Origin of the sequence: Mesorhizobium sp. WSM3860 (assembly GCF_002294995.1) — a bacterium.
GTDB lineage: Bacteria > Pseudomonadota > Alphaproteobacteria > Rhizobiales > Rhizobiaceae > Mesorhizobium.
In genome coordinates, this window is sequence record NZ_NSGF01000009.1 from 176,691 (window position 1) to 194,481 (window position 17,791).

The 17,791-nt window shown below is 63.8% G+C and carries 18 protein-coding genes; 10 read left to right on the forward strand and 8 right to left on the reverse strand.

The features are described from left to right. Window positions 1-80 precede the first annotated feature (80 nt). The 3 genes from CK220_RS16700 to CK220_RS16710 all read left to right on the forward strand — a co-directional run bounded on the left by CK220_RS16700 (window position 81) and on the right by CK220_RS16710 (window position 5,135). Complete coding sequence (locus tag CK220_RS16700) at window positions 81-1,994, forward strand: potassium transporter Kup (protein ID WP_095812582.1); 1,914 nt, start codon at window positions 81-83, stop codon at window positions 1,992-1,994. 148 nt (window positions 1,995-2,142) lie between these two features. Beyond that, the gene (locus CK220_RS16705; RefSeq protein WP_095812583.1) at window positions 2,143-4,059 is read left to right on the forward strand and encodes a potassium transporter Kup; all 1,917 of its coding nucleotides are present in this window, start codon (window positions 2,143-2,145) and stop codon (window positions 4,057-4,059) included. A 35-nt stretch (window positions 4,060-4,094) separates the two neighbouring features. After that, a complete protein-coding gene (locus CK220_RS16710; protein WP_095812584.1) occupies window positions 4,095-5,135 on the forward strand; it encodes an aldehyde reductase in 1,041 nt (346 codons plus the stop codon). Between the two features lie 35 nt (window positions 5,136-5,170). Here CK220_RS16710 and CK220_RS16715 read toward each other — a convergent pair whose 3' ends face one another. Next, a complete protein-coding gene (locus CK220_RS16715) occupies window positions 5,171-6,064 on the reverse strand; it encodes an SDR family oxidoreductase (RefSeq protein WP_095812585.1) in 894 nt (297 codons plus the stop codon). 167 nt (window positions 6,065-6,231) lie between these two features. Between CK220_RS16715 and CK220_RS16720 the strand changes: the two genes are divergently transcribed. Together CK220_RS16720 and CK220_RS16725 are read left to right on the forward strand one after the other, a co-directional pair. Then, a complete protein-coding gene (locus CK220_RS16720) occupies window positions 6,232-6,642 on the forward strand; it encodes a helix-turn-helix domain-containing protein (RefSeq protein ID WP_095812586.1) in 411 nt (136 codons plus the stop codon). Window positions 6,643-6,728: 86 nt separating this feature from the next. Further along, entirely contained in the window at window positions 6,729-8,024 is a 1,296-nt protein-coding gene (locus CK220_RS16725; RefSeq protein ID WP_095812587.1) for an NAD(P)/FAD-dependent oxidoreductase, read from the forward strand. On the opposite strand, the gene CK220_RS16730 is transcribed toward CK220_RS16725, so the two are convergent. Beyond that, on the reverse strand, window positions 7,912-8,631 hold the full coding sequence (locus tag CK220_RS16730; RefSeq protein WP_095812588.1) for a glutathione S-transferase family protein: 720 nt from the start codon (window positions 8,629-8,631) through the stop codon (window positions 7,912-7,914). The two genes, CK220_RS16725 and CK220_RS16730, sit on opposite strands and share 113 nt — an antisense overlap. Next, window positions 8,628-8,936, reverse strand: a complete 309-nt coding sequence (locus CK220_RS16735) for a Rieske (2Fe-2S) protein (RefSeq protein ID WP_095812589.1) — start codon at window positions 8,934-8,936, stop codon at window positions 8,628-8,630. Before CK220_RS16735 ends, CK220_RS16730 begins: the two co-directional genes overlap by 4 nt. A 95-nt stretch (window positions 8,937-9,031) precedes the next feature. Here CK220_RS16735 and CK220_RS16740 point away from each other — a divergent pair, with 95 nt between their 5' ends. The 3 genes from CK220_RS16740 (at window position 9,032) to ilvC (ending at window position 11,331) form a co-directional block, all read left to right on the forward strand. Further along, window positions 9,032-9,487 carry a MarR family winged helix-turn-helix transcriptional regulator gene (locus CK220_RS16740; RefSeq protein WP_095812590.1) on the forward strand — a complete coding sequence of 152 codons (456 nt, stop codon included), beginning with the start codon at window positions 9,032-9,034 and terminating at the stop codon, window positions 9,485-9,487. A 130-nt stretch (window positions 9,488-9,617) separates the two neighbouring features. Next, window positions 9,618-10,286 (forward strand): TetR/AcrR family transcriptional regulator, encoded by a 669-nt coding sequence (locus CK220_RS16745; protein ID WP_095812591.1) that lies wholly within the window; start codon window positions 9,618-9,620, stop codon window positions 10,284-10,286. Window positions 10,287-10,311: 25 nt separating this feature from the next. Then, window positions 10,312-11,331 (forward strand): ketol-acid reductoisomerase, encoded by a 1,020-nt coding sequence (gene ilvC / locus CK220_RS16750; RefSeq protein ID WP_095812592.1) that lies wholly within the window; start codon window positions 10,312-10,314, stop codon window positions 11,329-11,331. 88 nt (window positions 11,332-11,419) lie between these two features. On the opposite strand, the gene CK220_RS16755 is transcribed toward ilvC, so the two are convergent. Next, complete coding sequence (locus CK220_RS16755; protein ID WP_095812593.1) at window positions 11,420-11,704, reverse strand: PilZ domain-containing protein; 285 nt, start codon at window positions 11,702-11,704, stop codon at window positions 11,420-11,422. A 164-nt stretch (window positions 11,705-11,868) separates the two neighbouring features. After that, window positions 11,869-12,468, reverse strand: coding sequence for a BA14K family protein (locus CK220_RS16760; protein ID WP_095812594.1), 600 nt, complete (start codon window positions 12,466-12,468; stop codon window positions 11,869-11,871). 162 nt (window positions 12,469-12,630) lie between these two features. Between CK220_RS16760 and CK220_RS16765 the strand changes: the two genes are divergently transcribed. Further along, a complete protein-coding gene (locus CK220_RS16765) occupies window positions 12,631-13,743 on the forward strand; it encodes an endonuclease/exonuclease/phosphatase family protein (protein WP_095812595.1) in 1,113 nt (370 codons plus the stop codon). Between the two features lie 4 nt (window positions 13,744-13,747). After that, window positions 13,748-14,467: a hypothetical protein gene (locus CK220_RS16770; RefSeq protein WP_095812596.1), complete on the forward strand. Its 720-nt coding sequence runs from the start codon at window positions 13,748-13,750 to the stop codon at window positions 14,465-14,467. A gap of 27 nt (window positions 14,468-14,494) precedes the next feature. On the opposite strand, the gene CK220_RS16775 is transcribed toward CK220_RS16770, so the two are convergent. The 3 genes from CK220_RS16775 to CK220_RS16785 are packed head-to-tail and all read right to left on the reverse strand — an operon-like array spanning window position 14,495 to window position 17,702. After that, window positions 14,495-15,712, reverse strand: a complete 1,218-nt coding sequence (locus tag CK220_RS16775; protein ID WP_095812597.1) for an ABC transporter permease — start codon at window positions 15,710-15,712, stop codon at window positions 14,495-14,497. After that, a complete protein-coding gene (locus tag CK220_RS16780) occupies window positions 15,709-16,419 on the reverse strand; it encodes an ABC transporter ATP-binding protein (protein ID WP_095812660.1) in 711 nt (236 codons plus the stop codon). Before CK220_RS16780 ends, CK220_RS16775 begins: the two co-directional genes overlap by 4 nt. Further along, on the reverse strand, window positions 16,416-17,702 hold the full coding sequence (locus CK220_RS16785) for an efflux RND transporter periplasmic adaptor subunit (RefSeq protein ID WP_095812598.1): 1,287 nt from the start codon (window positions 17,700-17,702) through the stop codon (window positions 16,416-16,418). The genes CK220_RS16780 and CK220_RS16785 overlap by 4 nt, the downstream gene beginning before the upstream one ends. Window positions 17,703-17,791 lie beyond the last annotated feature (89 nt).

The following is a 17,791-nucleotide window of genomic DNA, read 5'->3' on the forward strand; positions in this document are numbered from 1 at the left end:
AGGAAGCCTTGGCGTAGCTCCGGCGTGTCCCGCGCTTTGCGGCAGTCTCGGAGCGTGGCGAATGTGATGAAGTGGGGTTCATGGTGCTAGCCAACGCCAGCGAAACAGAATCCCTCGAACGTTCGGGCCATGCCGAAGCCGAGCGGCAGCACAGCACCAAGGTTCTCATGCTTGGCGCGCTCGGCGTCGTCTACGGCGATATCGGCACCAGCCCGATCTACGCCTTTCGAGAGGCTCTCCATGCTTCAGGGGGAGTGGTTGCCCGCAACGATGTGCTCGGCGTGCTGTCGCTGATCGTCTGGGCGCTCACCATAATCGTCACGATCAAATATGTCGCCTTTGTGCTGAGGGCCGACAATAAGGGCGAGGGCGGCACGCTGTCGCTGATGGCGCTGGCACGCAGCGCCTATCCGCAGGGCTCCAGCCTTATCCTGGTGATCGGTCTCTGCGGCGCGGCCCTCTTCTTCGGCGATTCGATCATCACGCCGGCGATCTCCGTGCTTTCGGCGGTTGAAGGCCTGGAAGTCGTCACGCCGGCGCTCGATGCCTATGTCGTTCCGATCACGCTCGTCATCCTGGCGGTGCTGTTCGCCGTGCAGCGTTTCGGCACGGGCAAGGTGGCGGCAGTGTTTGGGCCCATTACGGCGACATGGTTCGTGGCGATCGGTGTCGCCGGCCTCTATCATATCGTTGACGATTGGTCCGTCCTGCTGGCGATAAACCCCTATTACGCAGTCTATTACCTGGCCACCACGCCGACGGGTGCATTCGTCACCGTCGGCGCGGTTTTCCTGGCGGTCACCGGTGCCGAGGCGCTCTATGTCGACCTTGGCCATTTCGGCCGCAAGCCGATCGTGCTGGCCTGGTTTTCCATCGTTTTCCCTTGCCTGCTCCTTAACTATTTCGGGCAGGGCGCCTTCGTGCTCTCGCATGGCGGCAAGCCGACCAACCCGTTCTTCCAGATGCTTCCCGAATGGGCGCTGATGCCGATGGTCGGCCTGGCAACGGCGGCGACAGTCATCGCCAGCCAGGCGGTGATCTCCGGCGCCTTCTCGCTGACCCGGCAGGCGGTGCAGCTCAACCTTCTGCCGCGCATCGAGGTCCAGCACACATCCGAGATGCAAAGCGGCCAGATCTATATGCCGAGGGTCAATCTGCTGGTCGCGCTCGGCGTGATGCTTCTGGTCGTCGGCTTTGGCAGCTCGAGCGCGCTCGCCTCAGCCTATGGCATTTCGGTGACCGGGGAGATGCTGATGACGACGTTCCTCTTGTTTGTCGTCATGCGCTGGCTCTGGAAATGGCAGCTGGCGCTCGCATTGGCGCTGGCGCTGCTCTTCGGCGTCATCGACCTCGGCTTCTTCTCGGCCAATGTCGTCAAGATGGTCGAAGGCGGCTGGGTGTCGATCACTGTCGCTTCGATCATGGGGCTGATCATGTGGACCTGGATTCGCGGCACCCGCTACCTGTTCGACAAAACGCGCCGCAACGAGATCCCTCTCGACTTCCTGGCGATGAACCTCCTGAAGAAGAAGCCGCAGCTGGTGTCCGGCACCGCCGTGTTCCTGACCAGCGATCCGATGAGCGCCCCGACCGCGCTGATGCACAGCCTGAAGCACTACAAGGTGCTACACGAAAAGAACGTCATCCTTTCCGTGGTGACGGCGCCGCAGCCGGTGGTGCCGGATAGCGAGCGGGTGAAGATGGAGACGGTCAACGACCTGTTCATGCGGGTGACGCTGACCTTCGGCTACATGGAGCAGCCGAACATCCCGCGCGCGCTGGCGATCTGCCGCAAGCAAGGCTGGAAGTTCGACATCATGACGACGTCCTTTTTCCTATCGCGGCGCTCGCTGAAGGCCTCACCCAATTCCGGCATGCCGATCTGGCAGGACAGGCTGTTCATCGGGCTTGCGAAGACAGCGGCGGATGCGACGGAGTATTTCCAGATCCCCACCGGGCGCGTGGTCGAGATCGGCACTCAGGTCGCGATCTGACCCTTCAAGCATCCACGTTGTGCCATAGATTTGAATGGATCTCTGCAGGTCGACCTCTGCACTGGTGGCATGGGAGCCCTAACGCCAGGGCACTTGATATTGCACTGCAGCAAGCGTAGAGCACCGCGCATTTTATCGGAGTGTCGTCATGGCCCTTGCCAATGGTGCTGAGGAAGAACCCGTCGAGCAAACGGGGCATCCGGAAATAGAACAGCACAGCACCAAGGTGCTGATGCTGGGTGCGCTGGGTGTCGTCTACGGCGATATCGGCACCAGCCCGATCTACGCGTTCCGCGAGGCGCTGCACGCTTCGTCCGGTGGCGACGTTGCCAACCGCGCCGACATTCTCGGGGTGCTGTCGCTGATTATCTGGTCGCTCACCATCACGGTCACCGTAAAATACATCATGTTCGTGCTGCGCGCCGACAACCGCGGCGAGGGCGGGGTGCTGTCGCTGATGGCGCTAGCGCGCGGCAGCTTCCCAACGCGTTCAGCGATCATTCTCGGCATCGGCATTATCGGGGCGTCCCTGTTCTTCGGCGATGCGGTGATCACGCCAGCCATCTCGGTGCTTTCCGCGGTCGAAGGCATGAATGTGGTGACGCCAGCCTTTCAGCCTTACGTGGTGCCGCTGACGTTGCTCATCCTCGCTCTGGTTTTTGCGGTGCAGCGGTTCGGCACCGGCGGCGTCGCCCTCGTATTCGGTCCGGTGACCGCCATATGGTTCCTCGCCATCGGCCTTTCCGGGCTCGAACACATCATCGAGGATCCAGAGATCCTGTGGGCTATCAGCCCGCATTACATCGTCGCCTTCCTGATCAATTCGCCCGACGTTTCCTTCGTAACCATCGGCGCGGTGTTTCTGGCTGTCACCGGCGCCGAGGCGCTCTATGCCGACCTCGGCCACTTCGGCCGGAAGCCGATTGTGCTGGCGTGGCTGGCGATCGTGTTTCCCTGCCTGCTCCTGAACTATGCCGGGCAGGGTGCCTATGTGCTTGCCCAGAACGGCACGGTCGGCCATCCGTTCTTCGAGATGAACGAGGGCTGGGCGCTTATCCCGATGGTAGTGCTGGCGACGGCAGCGACGGTCATCGCCAGCCAGGCTGTGATCTCCGGCGCTTATTCGCTAACCCGGCAGGCGGTGCAGCTCAACATGCTGCCGCGGCTGGAAATCCTGCATACGTCGGAGAAACAGTCGGGTCAGATTTACATGCCGCGCGTCAACATGCTGCTGGCATTGGTGGTGATGCTTCTGGTGGTGGGCTTCGGCGAATCCAGCAAGCTGGCCTCGGCCTACGGTATCTCGGTGACCGGCAATATGCTGGTGACGACGACGCTGCTGTTTGTCGTCATGACGCGCATCTGGAAATGGAACATCTGGCCGGCGGTCGCGCTGACGGCATTGTTCGCGCTGATCGATGTCGGCTTCTTCGCTTCCAACATCGTCAAGGTGTTCGAGGGCGGCTGGGCGTCGCTCGCCGTGGCCTTTGCCATCATCCTGGGCATGTGGACCTGGATCCGCGGCACTCGCTACCTGTTCGACAAGACCCGCCGCAACGAGATCCCGCTCGACTTCCTGGCAGCGAACCTTTTGAAGAAGAAGCCGCAGCTGGTGTCGGGGACCGCGGTATTTCTCACCAGCGATCCGCTGAGCGCGCCAACCGCGCTGATGCACAGTCTGAAGCACTACAAGGTGCTGCACGAAAAGAACGTCATTCTGTCCGTGGTGACGGCGCCGCAGCCGATGGTGCCGGACAGCGAGCGGGTGAAGATGGAGACGGTCAACGAGCTCTTCATGCGGGTGACGCTCACCTTCGGCTACATGGAGCAGCCGAACATCCCGCGCGCGCTGGCGATCTGCCGCAAGCAAGGTTGGAAGTTCGACATCATGACGACGTCCTTCTTCCTGTCGCGGCGCTCGCTGAAGGCCTCGCCCAATTCCGGCATGCCGATCTGGCAGGACAGGCTGTTCATCGGCCTTGCGAAGACAGCGGCGGATGCGACAGAGTACTTCCAGATCCCGACCGGGCGCGTCGTCGAGATCGGTACGCAGGTCGCCATTTGAGCGGCTGCAACGCCTAGAGGGGCGGGGAGGCGGGCATGGGCGGTGAGTTGGTGCTCGTTACCGGCGGCTCCGGGTTCCTCGGCGCTCACTGCGTTCTAGCCCTTTTGCAGGCAGGCTACCGCGTCCGCACAACAGTGCGATCCGCCAAGCGCGAAGCCGATGTTCTCGCCATGCTGAAGGTCGGCGGTGCCGAGCCGGGCGATGCGCTTTCCTTCGCCTATGCCGATCTGATGACCGACGCCGGCTGGCCGGAAGCGGTCGCGGGATGCCAGTCCGCTCTTCATGTCGCTTCGCCGTTCCCGCCGGGCGTGCCGAAGCACGAGGACGATCTGATCGTTCCTGCGCGGGAGGGTGCGCTGCGCGTCCTGCGGGCCGCGCGCGATGCCGGCATCAAACGGGTGGTGCTCACCTCGTCCTTTGCGGCCATCGGCTATGGCCAGACGCCAGTTCCCGGCAGTCCGTTCACGGAAGAGAACTGGACCAAGCTGGCGGCCAGGGTGAGCGCCTATGTGAAGTCGAAAACGCTGGCGGAACGTGCGGCCTGGGATTTCATTGCCAGCCAGGGCGGAGCGCTGCAGTTGGCAGTCGTCAATCCGGTCGGGATCTTTGGACCGGTCCTGGGGCCGGATCATTCGACCTCGACGGACTTCATCAAGCGCTTGCTGGACGGCGAGATGCCGGGTCTGCCGCGCATGGTGTTCGGCGTTGTCGACGTGCGCGACGTGGCGGATCTGCATCTGCGCGCCATGACCAGTCCCGCCGCCAAGGGCGAGCGGTTCCTGGCCATCAGCGGCGATTTCATGACGACGCTGGAAATCGCACAGACCCTGAAGGCGCGGCTGGGCAGCGTTGCGTCGCGCGTTACGACGAGAATGCTGCCGGACTGGCTGGTCCGGACCGTCGGACTGTTCGACGGGCAAGCGGCTCAGATCGTGACGGAATTGGGCAAGGCCAGGAACGCAACGGGGGCCAAGGCCATGCGCGTGCTCGGCTGGGCGCCGCGATCGCGCGAAGAAGCGCTCGTCGCCACCGGCGAAAGCCTGGTCCGGCTCGGATTGCTCAAAAAGTCGAGGTGACGCGCCCGGGAGGGTATCTCCCAGGCGCAGCGGGTTCAGCCGAGCAGGGCGGCTTTGTTCCCTTCCAGGAACTGCTTCAGCGTCTTCGGCTTGCGGCCCGACAACGTCTCGATAGCGTCGGTCACCATGCCGATACGGCCGGAGCGTGTGTTGGCGTCGAAGGAAACAACGATGCGCGCAAAGTCCTCGGGAAGGCCAGCCGCCTTGACGCCCTCGGTCAAAGCCTCGTCAGGCAATTGGATGACCTCCAGCGGCTTGCCGGTGACTTCGCTCACCAGAGCGGCAATTTCGTTCGTCGTGTAGGCATGCGGGCCGGTCAGCGTGTGGACGTGGCTCTCCGTCGAGCCGGAAGCGAGGCTCGCGGCAATCGCGGCGGCCATGTCGTCACGCGCGGCGTGCGCGATGCGCCCGTCGCCGGCCGACGTGTACCACTTGCCCGACGCAATGGCGTGCGGCAGCGCCATGAACAGGTTCTCCTGGTACCAGCCGTTGCGGAAGATGGTGTAGGCAATGCCGCTCGCCTTGATGGCCTGCTCGGTGCCGTAGTGGTCGCCGGCAAACAGCACCGGCGAGACCGGCTCGGGATTGGGCATCGAGGTGTAGAGGAGGTGCGAGACGCAGGCCGCCTTGGCGGCGACGACCGCGGCCTGATGCTGCTTGAGGCGCCGATCGCTCTTCAGGTCGAGCTCACCGGTCGAGACGATCAGCACCCGGTCGGCGCCTTTGAATGCGCGCTCCAGCGAGGCCGGATCGTCGAAATCGGCCGGCCTGACGACAATACCGAGGGCTGTCAGGTCGGCGAGATTTTCTGGATTGCGCGTGGTTGCGATGATATTTGCCGGCGCGACTTTCTGCGCATCGAGCAGATGGTTGATCACGGCGCGGCCGAGATGGCCGGAAGCGCCGGTGACAAGGAGAACTTTGGTCATGGGAGGTTCCTGAAAATTGCGTGAAGGGCGGGTTTGAGTGGTAGTCTCAAAATGAGACCAGCACTAAAATAAGAATTGACCCGAGGCCGTAAAGAAGGCAGTTTTTCGGAGGTAGGCACAGCCGGGGAACCACCGGCGGGTCGCCGCTTCGATCAATGGGTGTCGCAATGGACAGCAAGATCTTCAATCTGAAATCGAAGCTCGAGGTCTACAAGGCCATGCCCGGCGGCGGCAATTTCGCCGACTGCCCTGTCCGCGACGTGATCCAGGGCATCAGCGGCAAATGGAGCTCGCTGCTGGTCATGGCCTTGGCCGAGAAGCCCTACCGGTTTGGGGAGTTGCGCCGCCTGGTGCCCGACATCTCGCAGCGTATGCTGACCCAGACGCTCTACGACCTGCAGCGCGACGGCTATGTGCATCGCGAAGTCTTTCCGACCAAGCCGCCGAGTGTCGAATACAGCCTCACCGATCTCGGCCGCTCGATGTTCGCGCCCTTGCAGATGCTGATCCAATGGGCCGAGCTCAACCACTATGCCGTTCGTGAGGCGCGCGTCGCGTTCGATGCCGCGCAGGCCTGAGCCTTTCCTCGCCAAGCGTCAAAGCGCCGGCTTGATCTGCCGCTTTCGGTGCGGGATTGTTTCCCGCCGGTTCGGGTTTGGGCGCAATGGACAAAGCTTACGAGATCGCGATCGCCGGCGCAGGGCCGGCCGGACTGGCTGCCGCGCTCTATCTCGAGCGGGCGGGGCACAAGGTCACCGTCTTCGAGCGCTTCGACGAGCCGAAGCCTGTCGGTTCGGGGCTGATGCTGCAGCCGACCGGGCTGTCGGTGCTCGCCGATCTCGGCTTGCTTGACGAGATTCTTTCGCTGGGGAGCCGTATCGAGCGGTTGCACGGCACCGATGCCAAAAGCGGGCGAACAGTGCTCGATGTCCGCTACGGTGCGCGCCGCGGCCGCCGCTTCGGTCTCGCGGTGCACCGTGCGGCGCTCTTCGGCGTACTCTATCGCGCTGCCCGGCGCGCGGACATTCGCATCGAAACCAATGTCGAGATCGACACGCTGGAGACGGGCGAGCGTGCGCGGCCGGTCTGCGCCAACGGAAGGCGGCTAGGCCCTTTCGACCTGGTCGTCGATGCCAGCGGCGCGCGCTCCAGGCTGCGGCACTGCCTTGGCGACACGGCGGTGCCGCGTCCGCTTACCTATGGCGCGTTCTGGGCCTCACTCGGCTGGCGCGACGGTTTTGGCGAAAAGGCGCTGCTGCAGCGCTACGACAAGGCAAGCATCATGGTCGGCGTGCTGCCGATCGGCCGGCCGGACCCTGGCGCCCGAGCCATGGCTGCCTTCTTCTGGAGCCTCAAGCCGGCCGAAGCGGAACAGGTGAGAGCCGAAGGCCTGGAGGCCTGGAAGGCGAAGGTGGTTTCGGTCTGGCCGGAATGCGAGGCCTTCACCAGCCAGATCGACAGTTTCGAGCATCTCGCGCTCGCCCGCTACGGCCACCACACGATGAGGCTGCCGGCCGGCCGGCGGCTGGCGGTTATCGGCGACGCCGCGCATTCGACCAGCCCGCAGCTCGGGCAAGGCGCGAACATGGCGCTGCTCGACGCGGCAGCACTCAGCCATGCCCTGGCGCGAACGAGCGACATCGACGAAGCCTTGGAGAGCTATGCGAGGGCGCGCCGCTGGCACGTGCGGGTGTTCCAGGCGCTGTCATTGTCGTTGACGCCGTTCTACCAGTCGGACTCCGTCGTGTTGCCATTCGTGCGCGACCGGCTGGTGGCGGCGCTGGGGAAAATCCCGCCGGTGCCGCAGTTCCTCGCCGCCATGGTCGCGGGAACGGTGATCGACCCGTTCAGGCCGATCGGGCTTGCGGAATCGCAATGGGCTTTAGCCGGATCATCCGCGACAGATAGGATGCCTTTGCCTGCAGGAAGGCGTGCAGCCGCAGCGGATAGTCCGGACTGACAGCCTCCTTCACCGATTGCCGGTTGCTCAACGCCTTGCGCCAGGCCTGGACGAGAGGCTTTCCGTCCAGGATGCCGCAAGCGCCGATCTCGTCGAACGTGTCGAAGTAGCGGAAGATCGGCCCGTAGACGGCGTCGACCAGCGAGAAGCCTTCCCCGGCGAACCATGGACCGCTCTGCCTTGCCGACAGTTCCGCCTCGACACGCTCAAACATTTCCGACAAGCCGATGCTTTCCTTGAGGAAGAAGGCCTCATCGGCAGCGGAATAGAAGCGCCCGATGGCGTTGAGGATGGCCGAACCGAATTCGACCCAGGAGCGGTGCCTGGCCCGCATGAGGGGATCGGCCGGGTGCAACGGATTGGCCTCCGTCTCCTCGAGGAATTCGAGGATGACGGCGGATTCGAAAATGATCTGCTCCTTGCTGCCGTTTCGAACGCGGAGCAGCGGTACCTTGCCAAGCGGCGAGACAGTTTTGAACCAGTCCGGCTTGCTGGCGAGGTCGACATTGACGCGCTCGAACGGCACGCCCTTCTCGGCGAGCGCAATTGCCGCACGCTGGACGTAGGGGCAAAGGTGATGGCTGACGAGGGTGAGCTTGGCCGTCATCTTATTCCCCAGGCATAGTTCAGCGCGCCGTCTTCGACGCGCGTCGACAGGAACATCAGGCGCGAGCCCGTCGGCGCCGGGCCTTCGAGGTGCTCGCCGCTTTCCAGGTCGAATCGGGCGCCATGCCACTGGCAGACGAACGCGCCGTCCTTGCAATCGAGCGGTCCGCCGAAATGCAGGCAGGCATTGGCCGCGGCGCGGATGCGCTCGCCGCTGCGCCAGACGTGGACCTCGCGGCCGAAGAAAGGCGCGATCAGGCTGCCGGTCTGCGGGATATCGGCCACTTTACAGATCTCATGTTTCATCGGGAACTCCTTATCGATGCAATTGCATCTATATGAATGCATTTGCATCGATCGTCAAGCTTGATGCAATTGCATCTATCGGATAAAGTTCCTCGATGACGAGAAGATCTCCTGCGCCCGAGGCCGTCAAAGCCTGGGGCCGCCTGATGCGCGTGTCGCGCCTTCTGGTCGAAAAGACCGAATATGCCCTGAAAGCCGCTGGCTTGCCGCCGCTCGCGTGGTACGACGTGCTGCACGAGCTTGCCGAGGCGGGCGAGGGCGGCTTGCGGCCGTTCGAGCTGATCGATCGCGTTCTGTTGGCGCAGTACAACGTGTCGCGACTGCTGGCCCGGCTGGAAGCGGATGGCCTGCTGGAAAAGCTGCCTGTCTCGGATGACGGCCGTGGCCAGACAGTGCGCATCACGCCAAGCGGCCGGGAGATGCGCCGCCGCATCTGGGTGGTCTATGGCGCGTCCATAGCCGCACTGATGGGCGACAAGCTTTCCGCCAAGGAGCTGGAAACGCTGGCTGCACTGCTCGGGCGGTTGCGCGATCCGTTGGTCGGCGGCTAGCTCACGACTGTTTGTGCGTAGGTCAAATCATTTTTCGCCGCAGCCCCTTGCGTCGGAAACCGGAATGCGCGATAAGCCGAACCGTAACGTACGGTACTGATGTTATTGAGCGACTGGGAACGGGTCAAAGGTGTTGCAAGCAGCCGCCGACATCGACAGCAGCGAAGCGCTCACCGAGCGGCAGCAGGCCGTTCTGGACGCAGCCCTTCGCCTACTGGTCGAAGAGGGCGACAACCTGACCATGACCGCGGTGGCGCGGCGGGCAAGCTGCTCCAAGGAAACGCTCTACAAATGGTTCGGCGACCGCGACGGGCTGCTGACGGCGACGGTGCAGTGGCAGGCCTCGAAAGTGCGCGTGGCGCCGGTCGACCGCAAAAGCCTCGACCTCGCTTCGCTGACCGCAAGCCTCGAACGCTTCGCTTCCGACTGGCTGAGGGTGATCTCCAGCGATACGTCCATCGCGCTGAACCGCGTCGCGGTCGGCCATGCCGGCTCCGGGAAGGATGACCTTGGCGCGATCGTGCTGCAGAATGGGCGTTTCGCGCTGGCCAGGCGGCTGAAGCCTGTGCTCGAAGCGGGACAACAGGCCGGGCTGCTCGACTTTGACGACGCCGAGACGGCGTTCCGGACGTTTTTCGGTCTGGTCGGCCGCGACGTGCAGATCCGGCTTCTGCTCGGCGATCGGCTGCAACTGACCGAGGCGACGATCGGCGGCGATGCCGCCCGCGCGACGCAGCAGTTTCTCGCTCTTTACGGGTCAAGGACCGGGGGAGCAAACAACCGGCCGCAAGGCCTCTGATCTTCAAAACGGGAAGGAAGACGAAATGCGTGTCTATTACGATCGTGACGCCGATCTCAATCTGATCAAGGGTAAGAATGTCGCCATCATCGGCTATGGCAGCCAGGGGCGGGCGCATGCGCTCAACCTCAAGGATTCCGGCGTCAAGGAGATCGCCATCGGCCTTAAGGCCGGCTCGGCGACCGCCAAGAAGGTCGAGGCCGACGGGCTGAAAGTGATGAGCGTGGCGGATGCCGCCAAGTGGGCAGACCTGATGATGATGGCAACGCCCGACGAATTGCAGGCCGACATCTACAAGAACGAAATCGCGCCGAACATCCGCGACGGCGCCGCGATCGCCTTCGCGCACGGCCTCAACGTGCATTTCGGCCTGATCGAGCCGAAGGCTTCGGTCGACGTGGTCATGATCGCGCCGAAGGGTCCTGGCCACACGGTGCGCGGTGAGTATCAGAAGGGCGGCGGCGTGCCGTGCCTCGTTGCCGTCAACCAGGACGCCTCGGGTAATGCGCTCGACCTCGCGCTCTCCTATGCCTGCGGCGTCGGCGGCGGCCGCTCCGGCATCATCGAGACCAATTTCCGCGAGGAATGCGAGACCGATCTGTTCGGCGAGCAGGTGGTGCTGTGCGGCGGTCTGGTCGAACTGATCCGCGCCGGCTTCGAGACGCTGGTGGAAGCCGGCTACGCGCCGGAGATGGCCTATTTCGAGTGTCTGCACGAGGTTAAGCTGATCGTCGACCTCATCTACGAGGGCGGCATCGCTAACATGAACTACTCGATCTCGAATACCGCCGAATGGGGCGAATATGTCTCCGGTCCGCGCATCATCACGGCCGACACCAAGGCCGAGATGAAGCGCATCCTGAAGGACATCCAGACCGGCAAATTCACCTCGGAATGGATGCAGGAATATCGCGCCGGCCTGTCGCGCTTCAAGGGCATTCGCCGCAACAACGACAGCCATCAGATCGAGGAAGTCGGCGCGAAGCTGCGCGCGATGATGCCGTGGATCGCCAAGAACAAGCTGGTCGACAAGGCGAAGAATTAATTCGTTCGCTTCATGCTTTCGCGAAAGCCGGCGGAGCGATCCGCCGGCTTTTTTTGTCGCATTTGGCTGTGAAATGCCCGCCCGCTCTTCACCCGTAATGCCAATGCGGCTTCGGCTCGGTGCCCGCGAATTCTACGCCGATGCGGCCGTCGCGGCGCCAGCGGACGATCGCCTTGTAGCCGATCCCGTCCTTCGCCACGTAAAGCAGGAATTCGTCGGGCACACGCGCTTCGATCGGCAGCTTCAATTCGGCGCCGCCGGGATGCATGTTGCGCACCGTGCACTTGACCTCGGAATTGTTGATGCCGGTCAGGATCGCCGCGCCCTTCAGCACGCGTTGCCGGCGCTTGCCTCTCAACTCGTTCTCGGCCATGGCGGAGTCGTCCTAGCGGATCGCAGCTTGGCGATCGTCATTTGGGGCACCGCACCACAGATAGACGCCTCTGCTAAATTTAAGGTTATCGCGTCGCAGGCCGGCGCTCTTTGTCGAAAAGAAACGGCGCCCGATGGACGCCGTTCAGCTTCCTGCCGAGGGGCTCAGATATAGGGCGAAATGCACTGCCGGCGCGGGCCGTTGTAGGGCTGGAACGTGTTGTCCCATGCCCGATAGGACCGGTAGCGGTCGTAGCACCATTGGACATGGGCCCTGGAAAGCCGCTCGGTCCGGTAAAGGCGCCGCGGCTGATAGTAGCGCGGATAGGAATCGTAATAATAGGGATTGTAGTAATTGTTGTAGGCGAGGCTGCCGAGGCCCAGGCCTAGGCCGAGCCCAAGGATCGCCGCGCCCCCGCTGTCGAAATGGCGATGGCGATGGTGGCGATGATGCCGCCAGCGCCAATTGCGATCACCTCCATCCCAGTTGCGGGAGAAATGACGTGCGCGGAAGTCGCCGCCGCGCCATTTGAAATCGCGGCCGCGCCAGTCACCACCGCGCCGCCAGCGCCAGTCATACATCTGCCGCCGGTCGTTGCCGCCGGCCCAGCTGTCGCGAACCGGAATGATAGTGGATGCGGCCGTGCCGGTCACCGTTGACATATCGGGCTGCAGGACCGGGCCGGCAATCGACGGCACCGTCAGCCCAGCGAAGAGACCCAAGGCCAGAAGGCCGGATCCGAGGGAAGACAAGAGCGGTTTCATTTCACTCTCCACGAGTAAGGCCCCACGCCCAAAACGCTCGGGAATAGGCCTATTGTTGGAACTTTCCATCTGAACGGAAGATGAACAGAAAGGTTCCGTCAACCATAACGGGCGTGCCTCTGCTCTTGTGTTCGCCATTGCTTGCGGGCAAAGGTCTCGGCCATGTCGCTGCGCCTCGCCACCTTCAATGTCGAGAACCTGATGAACAGGTTCGATTTCTCCGGCTATCGCAACCAGCTCAACGAGGACCGAACGCTGGCGCTGTTCGACATCCAGAGCGAAGCAGAATACATGCTGCTCGAACAGGCGCGCACGATCGCCCAGTCCGACGACACCCGCCAGCTTACGGCGCTCGCCATAGCCGCGACACGCGCCGACGTCATCTGCATGCAGGAGGTCGACAATATCGAGGGGCTGAAGGCCTTCGAATATGGCTATCTCTTCAAGATGATCGGGCAGGGCTATCGCCAGAAATACACCACCGCGGGGAACGACTCCCGCGGCATCGACGTCGCCGTGATGATGCGCAACGAGACCGCGCAGGGCCAGCCGATCGAATTCGTGCGCATGACCAGCCATGCCTATGTCACGTTCGAGCAGTTCGGACTGTTCACGCCGGAGCTGGCGGCGTTCGGGCACCTGGCCACCGAACGCGTCTTCCGGCGCGACTGCCTGGAAATCGACATGACGGTCGGCGGCGTGCCGCTTACGCTGTATCTCGTGCATTTCAAGTCGATGGGCTCGCCGCGCAACGGGCTCGATGGCCGCGAGGCGACGATGCCGCTGCGCATCGCCGAGGCGCAGGCCGTGCGCCGCATCATCGAGGACCGTTTCGGCAAGGACCATGCAGCCGACAAGCGCTGGGCGATTTGCGGCGACATGAACGATTACCGGCAGCGCGTGAAGATCGAAGGCGACAGCTTCGACGGCTACCGCTTTCAGGTCGTGGACGAAGCCCAGTCCTCTCTCAACGTTCTGACCGCCGGCGGCTTCTGCGAAAATGTCGTCGAGCGGCGGCCCGAGATGGACCGCTGGAGTTTTTATCACACGCGCGGCCCGCAAGAGCGGCATTTGTGCCAACTGGACTACATCCTGTTGTCGAAGGCCCTGGCGGCCAAGAACGCCACCGCGGTTCCGGAGATCATCCGTAACGGTCAGCCTTGGCGCACCATCTTTCCGCCTGGCCAGGAAGTCGAGCGTTTTCCGCGTGCCGGGTGGGACAGGCCGAAGGCCTCCGACCATTGCCCGGTGGTGATCAGCCTGGACATGGCCTGAGCCCGTGAGCTTCGACCTGCCGCGCAATGTCATTTTGCCGGTCGACGCGGTCGACGTACGGCTCGACGCAAGCCCGCATCCGTTCGAGCGCGACAATCAGAGAGCGATCGCGGAAAACTGGCGGCGCGAAATGGAGATGAAGCCGGCGCTATATGACGGCACCGTGGTGCTGCTTTCGGCGCTGAGCTATCGCGACAGCCGGCTCATCGGTCGCTGTCATGCGGTGAAGTACTCGACTTTCATGCTGTGGCGCAAAAACCGGGAGCTCAGCGGCGCCGAACATGCCTATGCGCACGCCGTGCTGGTTGCCGGCGACAATGCGCTGGTGGCGATCCGGATGGGCTCGCACACAGTGAACGCCGGCCGCGTCTATTTCGCCGCCGGTTCCTTCGAGCCGATCGATTTCCGCGACGGCGTCGTCGATATCGATTTCAACATGATCCGCGAGGTGGGCGAGGAAACCGGGATCGATCTGTCGGGCGCCGCACGCGGACAGCGCTACCATGCGCTATCGACATCGAGCGGCACAGTGATCTTCCGCCGCTATCACGTTCCCGAGCCGGCGGAAGAGCTTGCGCTGCGCATCGCCGCTTTCGTTGCCGCCGAGAGAGAGCCAGAGATCGAAGGTCCGGTGATCATCCGGCATGCTGCAGACCTGCCGGAAGGCTTGATGGGCCATATGGGGCCGCTCATCGAATGGCATTTTGCCAACGAGCTGGCCTGAGACGGTCACGGCCGACGACGCGGCGGTTCACTCGTGCCTTAGCGCCTCGATCGGATCCAGCCTCGCGCCGCGCAGTGCCGGGAAGAAGCCGAAGACCATGCCGATCAGCGCCGAAAAACCGACGGCGAGCAGGATGACCGCGGGGCTCGGCGCAAAGGGTATCGTCAGCGTCACCGAGGCCAGGCCGGCAAGTGCCAGTCCGATCAGGATGCCGATGATGCCGCCGAGCAGCGACAGCACCGTCGCCTCGACCAGGAACTGGATCAGGATGTGTTTTTCGTGCGCGCCGATCGCCAGCCTGATGCCGATCTCGCGCGTGCGCTCGGTGACCGATACAAGCATGATGTTCATGATGCCGATGCCGCCGACCAGAAGGCTGACGCCGGCGACGGCACCCAGCATGCCGGTCATGGTGGTGGTGGCGCTGGCCATAGCGTCGGCAATCTGGGTCATGTCGCGGATCGAGAAATCGGGATCGCGGTCCGGCGTGATGCGGCGCGTGTCGCGCAGGATGTCTTCGACGCGCGGCTGCAGTTCGGTGGTCGGCGTCCTGTCGTCGGCGGCGATGTAGATATTGTCGATGTCGCGGTTGCCTGCGATGCGTCGCTGGTAGGCCGCCAGCGGCATCAGGACGACATTGTCCTGGTCCTGGCCGAAGCCGGTATAACCCTGAGGCTCAAGCAAGCCGATGATCCTGCAGGAGGTGCGGTTGACGCGGATGGTCTCGCCTTCGGGGTCGCCGGCGCCGAAGAACTGCTGCCGCACCGTCTCGCCGATCAGGCAGACGCCGGCGCCGGAGCGCGTCTCGGAATCGCTGAAGGCGCGGCCCGACACCAGCTTCCAGTCGCGCGCGTCGAGATAGGCGCTGTCGGTGCCGGTGACGCCCGACGTCAGGCTCTCCGTGCCGAAGATGACCCGCACCTGTTTTTGCGACGCTGGCGCTATGGCGCGTGCGCCGCTGAGATGGGCAACCAGCGCTTCGAGGTCCTTACCGGCCAGCGGTCGGGTGACCTGGTCGAGCCCGCCCGGGCCGCCAGGCCCTGCCGGACGCCCGGAGCGGACGACGAGCAGGTTGCTGCCGAGTTTCGAGATGTCGGCCTTGACCTTCTCGGTGGTGCCGGAGCCGATAGTGAGCATGGCGATGACCGCGGCGACGCCGATGACGATGCCGAGCAGGGTCAGGAACGAGCGCAGCACGTTCCGGCGGATGGAAATCAGCGAAAGGCGGACGGTTTCCCAGATCATGCTGCCTCGGCTTTCACTGTATCCGAAGCGACGTGGCCGTCGAGGAAGCGTACCGTGCGCCCGGCATATGCCGCCACGTCGGCTTCGTGCGTGACCATGACAATGGTGAGGCCGAGTTCGGCGTTCAGCCTGGTCAGCAATTCCATGACTTCGTGCGTGCGCGCGGTGTCGAGATTTCCCGTGGGCTCGTCGGCGACGAGCAGTGTCGGTTTGGTGACGATGGCACGTGCGATCGCCACGCGCTGTTGCTGGCCGCCCGAAAGCTCGGCCGGCGTGTGATGCTCGCGCCCGACAAGTCCGACTTGGGCGAGCGTCTGCATGGCCAGCTCCCGGCGCTCGCGCGCGGGAACGCCACGATAGATCAGCGGCAGCTCGACATTTTCCGCCGCCGTGGTGCGGGGCAGGAGGTTGTAGCCCTGGAAGACGAAGCCGACATAAAGGTTGCGCAGCAGGGCGCGGCGGTTGCGGTCGAGCCGGCCGGCGTCGACGCCCATGAAGCGGTAGGTTCCAGCCGTCGGCGTGTCGAGACAGCCAATGATGTTCATCGCCGTCGACTTGCCCGAGCCGGACGGTCCCATTATGGCGACGAACTCACTTCTGCGGATGGCAAGATCGACGCCGGCAATCGCGTGCACGCACGCTTCGCCCTCGCCATAGCTTTTCCATACACTGTCGAAGGTGATGAGCAGGGGAGCGGACACGGTCAGCTCCGTTGCTGCGAGCCGGTGATGACCTCTGCGCCTTCCTCGAGGCCGGACGTGATCTCGGTCAGTTCGCCGTCGGTCGAGCCGATCCTGACGTTGACAGCATGCGGCCGTCCGTTGTCCAGCACAAAGAGCGTGCGCGAGCCGTCGATCGGCGCCTTCGTCGCCTCGCGCTGCCGGTTGGGGCGCCCCATGCGGCCGGTAAAGAGGTCGCGCAGGCTCCAACCGCGGGCCGCCTGTTGCGCCGGGCGGTAACGGAAGGCTGTGGCCGGCACGGTGAGCACGCCCTTGGCCTGCCTGGTCACCACGGCGACCGTGGCGGTCATGCCTGGCCTGAGCAGAAGCTCGCCGTTGTCGACTTCCAGCCGTGCATTGTAGGTGACGACGCCGTCGGTGGTGAGGGAGGCATAGGAGATGTCGCGGATCTCGGCGTCGAAGGGACGGTCGGGGAAAGCATCGACCGTGAAGCGGGCATGCTGGCCGGGCTTGACCTGGCCGATATCGGCCTCGTCCACCGCCGCCTGCAGCTCCATGTTCCGCAAGTCGGCGGCGATGACGAACAGCACCGGCGCCTGCAGCGAAGAAGCGACCGTCTGTCCAGGATCGACCGAGCGCGTGAGCACGATGCCGTCGATCGGCGCGTAGATGGTGCTCTTGGCAAGGTCGGTGTGCTGGGCCTTCAGATCAGCCTGGGCGATGGCGAGATTGGCCTCGGCGCTGTCGAGCGCGGCCTTGGAGCGATCGCGCGTCGCGGTCGCGGCCTCCAGCGACTGGTCCGTCGCCATGCCACGCTTGGTGAGGGCGCTCGCGCGGACCACCGCGTTCTCGTTTTCCTGCAACGTGACCCTGGCATCCTCGACGGCCGCCGCCGCCGCCTTTGCCGACGCGGTGGCGCGCTCGATCTGGACCTCGAGCTTGGCGGTGTCGAGCGTCGCCAGAACGTCGCCCTTTTTGACCTGCTGGTTCTCGTTGACCGCGACGGTGCGGACGATGCCGGAAAGCTCGCTGGAGATGTCGACCTGGGTCAGCGGCTGCAGCGTTCCGGTCGCCGACACCTTGACGGTCAGGTTGGCAATCGCCGCCAGCGCGGTCGTGTATTCGATCCGGGGTGGCGAGACGGCGTTCCACCGATAGCCGGCGATCGCGGCCGCCACGACAGCCAGCGCCAGAAGCGCGTAGAGCCAGCCGCGGCGGCGCTTGCGGCTCACGCCTTTGCGCTCGAGCCCGAGGGCCGTTTCGATGGAAGTATCGGATTCTGCGTTTGGCGGATTGACAAGCTGGTCCACCACAGACCCCTATAACGACAAATTGATGTCCCTATCCGTGAACAAATCATGCCTTGAGGTTCGAATTTCAAATTAAATTTCCCTCATGT

Bases quoted from the DNA above. Each gene is read 5' to 3' on its own strand.
- CK220_RS16700 (WP_095812582.1), top strand. From the start codon at position 81: ATGGTGCTAGCCAACGCCAGCGAAACAGAATCCCTCGAACGTTCGGGC.
- CK220_RS16705 (WP_095812583.1), top strand. From the start codon at position 2,143: ATGGCCCTTGCCAATGGTGCTGAGGAAGAACCCGTCGAGCAAACGGGG.
- CK220_RS16710 (WP_095812584.1), top strand. From the start codon at position 4,095: ATGGGCGGTGAGTTGGTGCTCGTTACCGGCGGCTCCGGGTTCCTCGGC.
- CK220_RS16715 (WP_095812585.1), bottom strand. From the start codon at position 6,064: ATGACCAAAGTTCTCCTTGTCACCGGCGCTTCCGGCCATCTCGGCCGC.
- CK220_RS16720 (WP_095812586.1), top strand. From the start codon at position 6,232: ATGGACAGCAAGATCTTCAATCTGAAATCGAAGCTCGAGGTCTACAAG.
- CK220_RS16725 (WP_095812587.1), top strand. From the start codon at position 6,729: ATGGACAAAGCTTACGAGATCGCGATCGCCGGCGCAGGGCCGGCCGGA.
- CK220_RS16730 (WP_095812588.1), bottom strand. From the start codon at position 8,631: ATGACGGCCAAGCTCACCCTCGTCAGCCATCACCTTTGCCCCTACGTC.
- CK220_RS16735 (WP_095812589.1), bottom strand. From the start codon at position 8,936: ATGAAACATGAGATCTGTAAAGTGGCCGATATCCCGCAGACCGGCAGC.
- CK220_RS16740 (WP_095812590.1), top strand. From the start codon at position 9,032: ATGACGAGAAGATCTCCTGCGCCCGAGGCCGTCAAAGCCTGGGGCCGC.
- ilvC (WP_095812592.1), top strand. From the start codon at position 10,312: ATGCGTGTCTATTACGATCGTGACGCCGATCTCAATCTGATCAAGGGT.
- CK220_RS16755 (WP_095812593.1), bottom strand. From the start codon at position 11,704: ATGGCCGAGAACGAGTTGAGAGGCAAGCGCCGGCAACGCGTGCTGAAG.
- CK220_RS16760 (WP_095812594.1), bottom strand. From the start codon at position 12,468: ATGAAACCGCTCTTGTCTTCCCTCGGATCCGGCCTTCTGGCCTTGGGT.
- CK220_RS16765 (WP_095812595.1), top strand. From the start codon at position 12,631: ATGTCGCTGCGCCTCGCCACCTTCAATGTCGAGAACCTGATGAACAGG.
- CK220_RS16775 (WP_095812597.1), bottom strand. From the start codon at position 15,712: ATGATCTGGGAAACCGTCCGCCTTTCGCTGATTTCCATCCGCCGGAAC.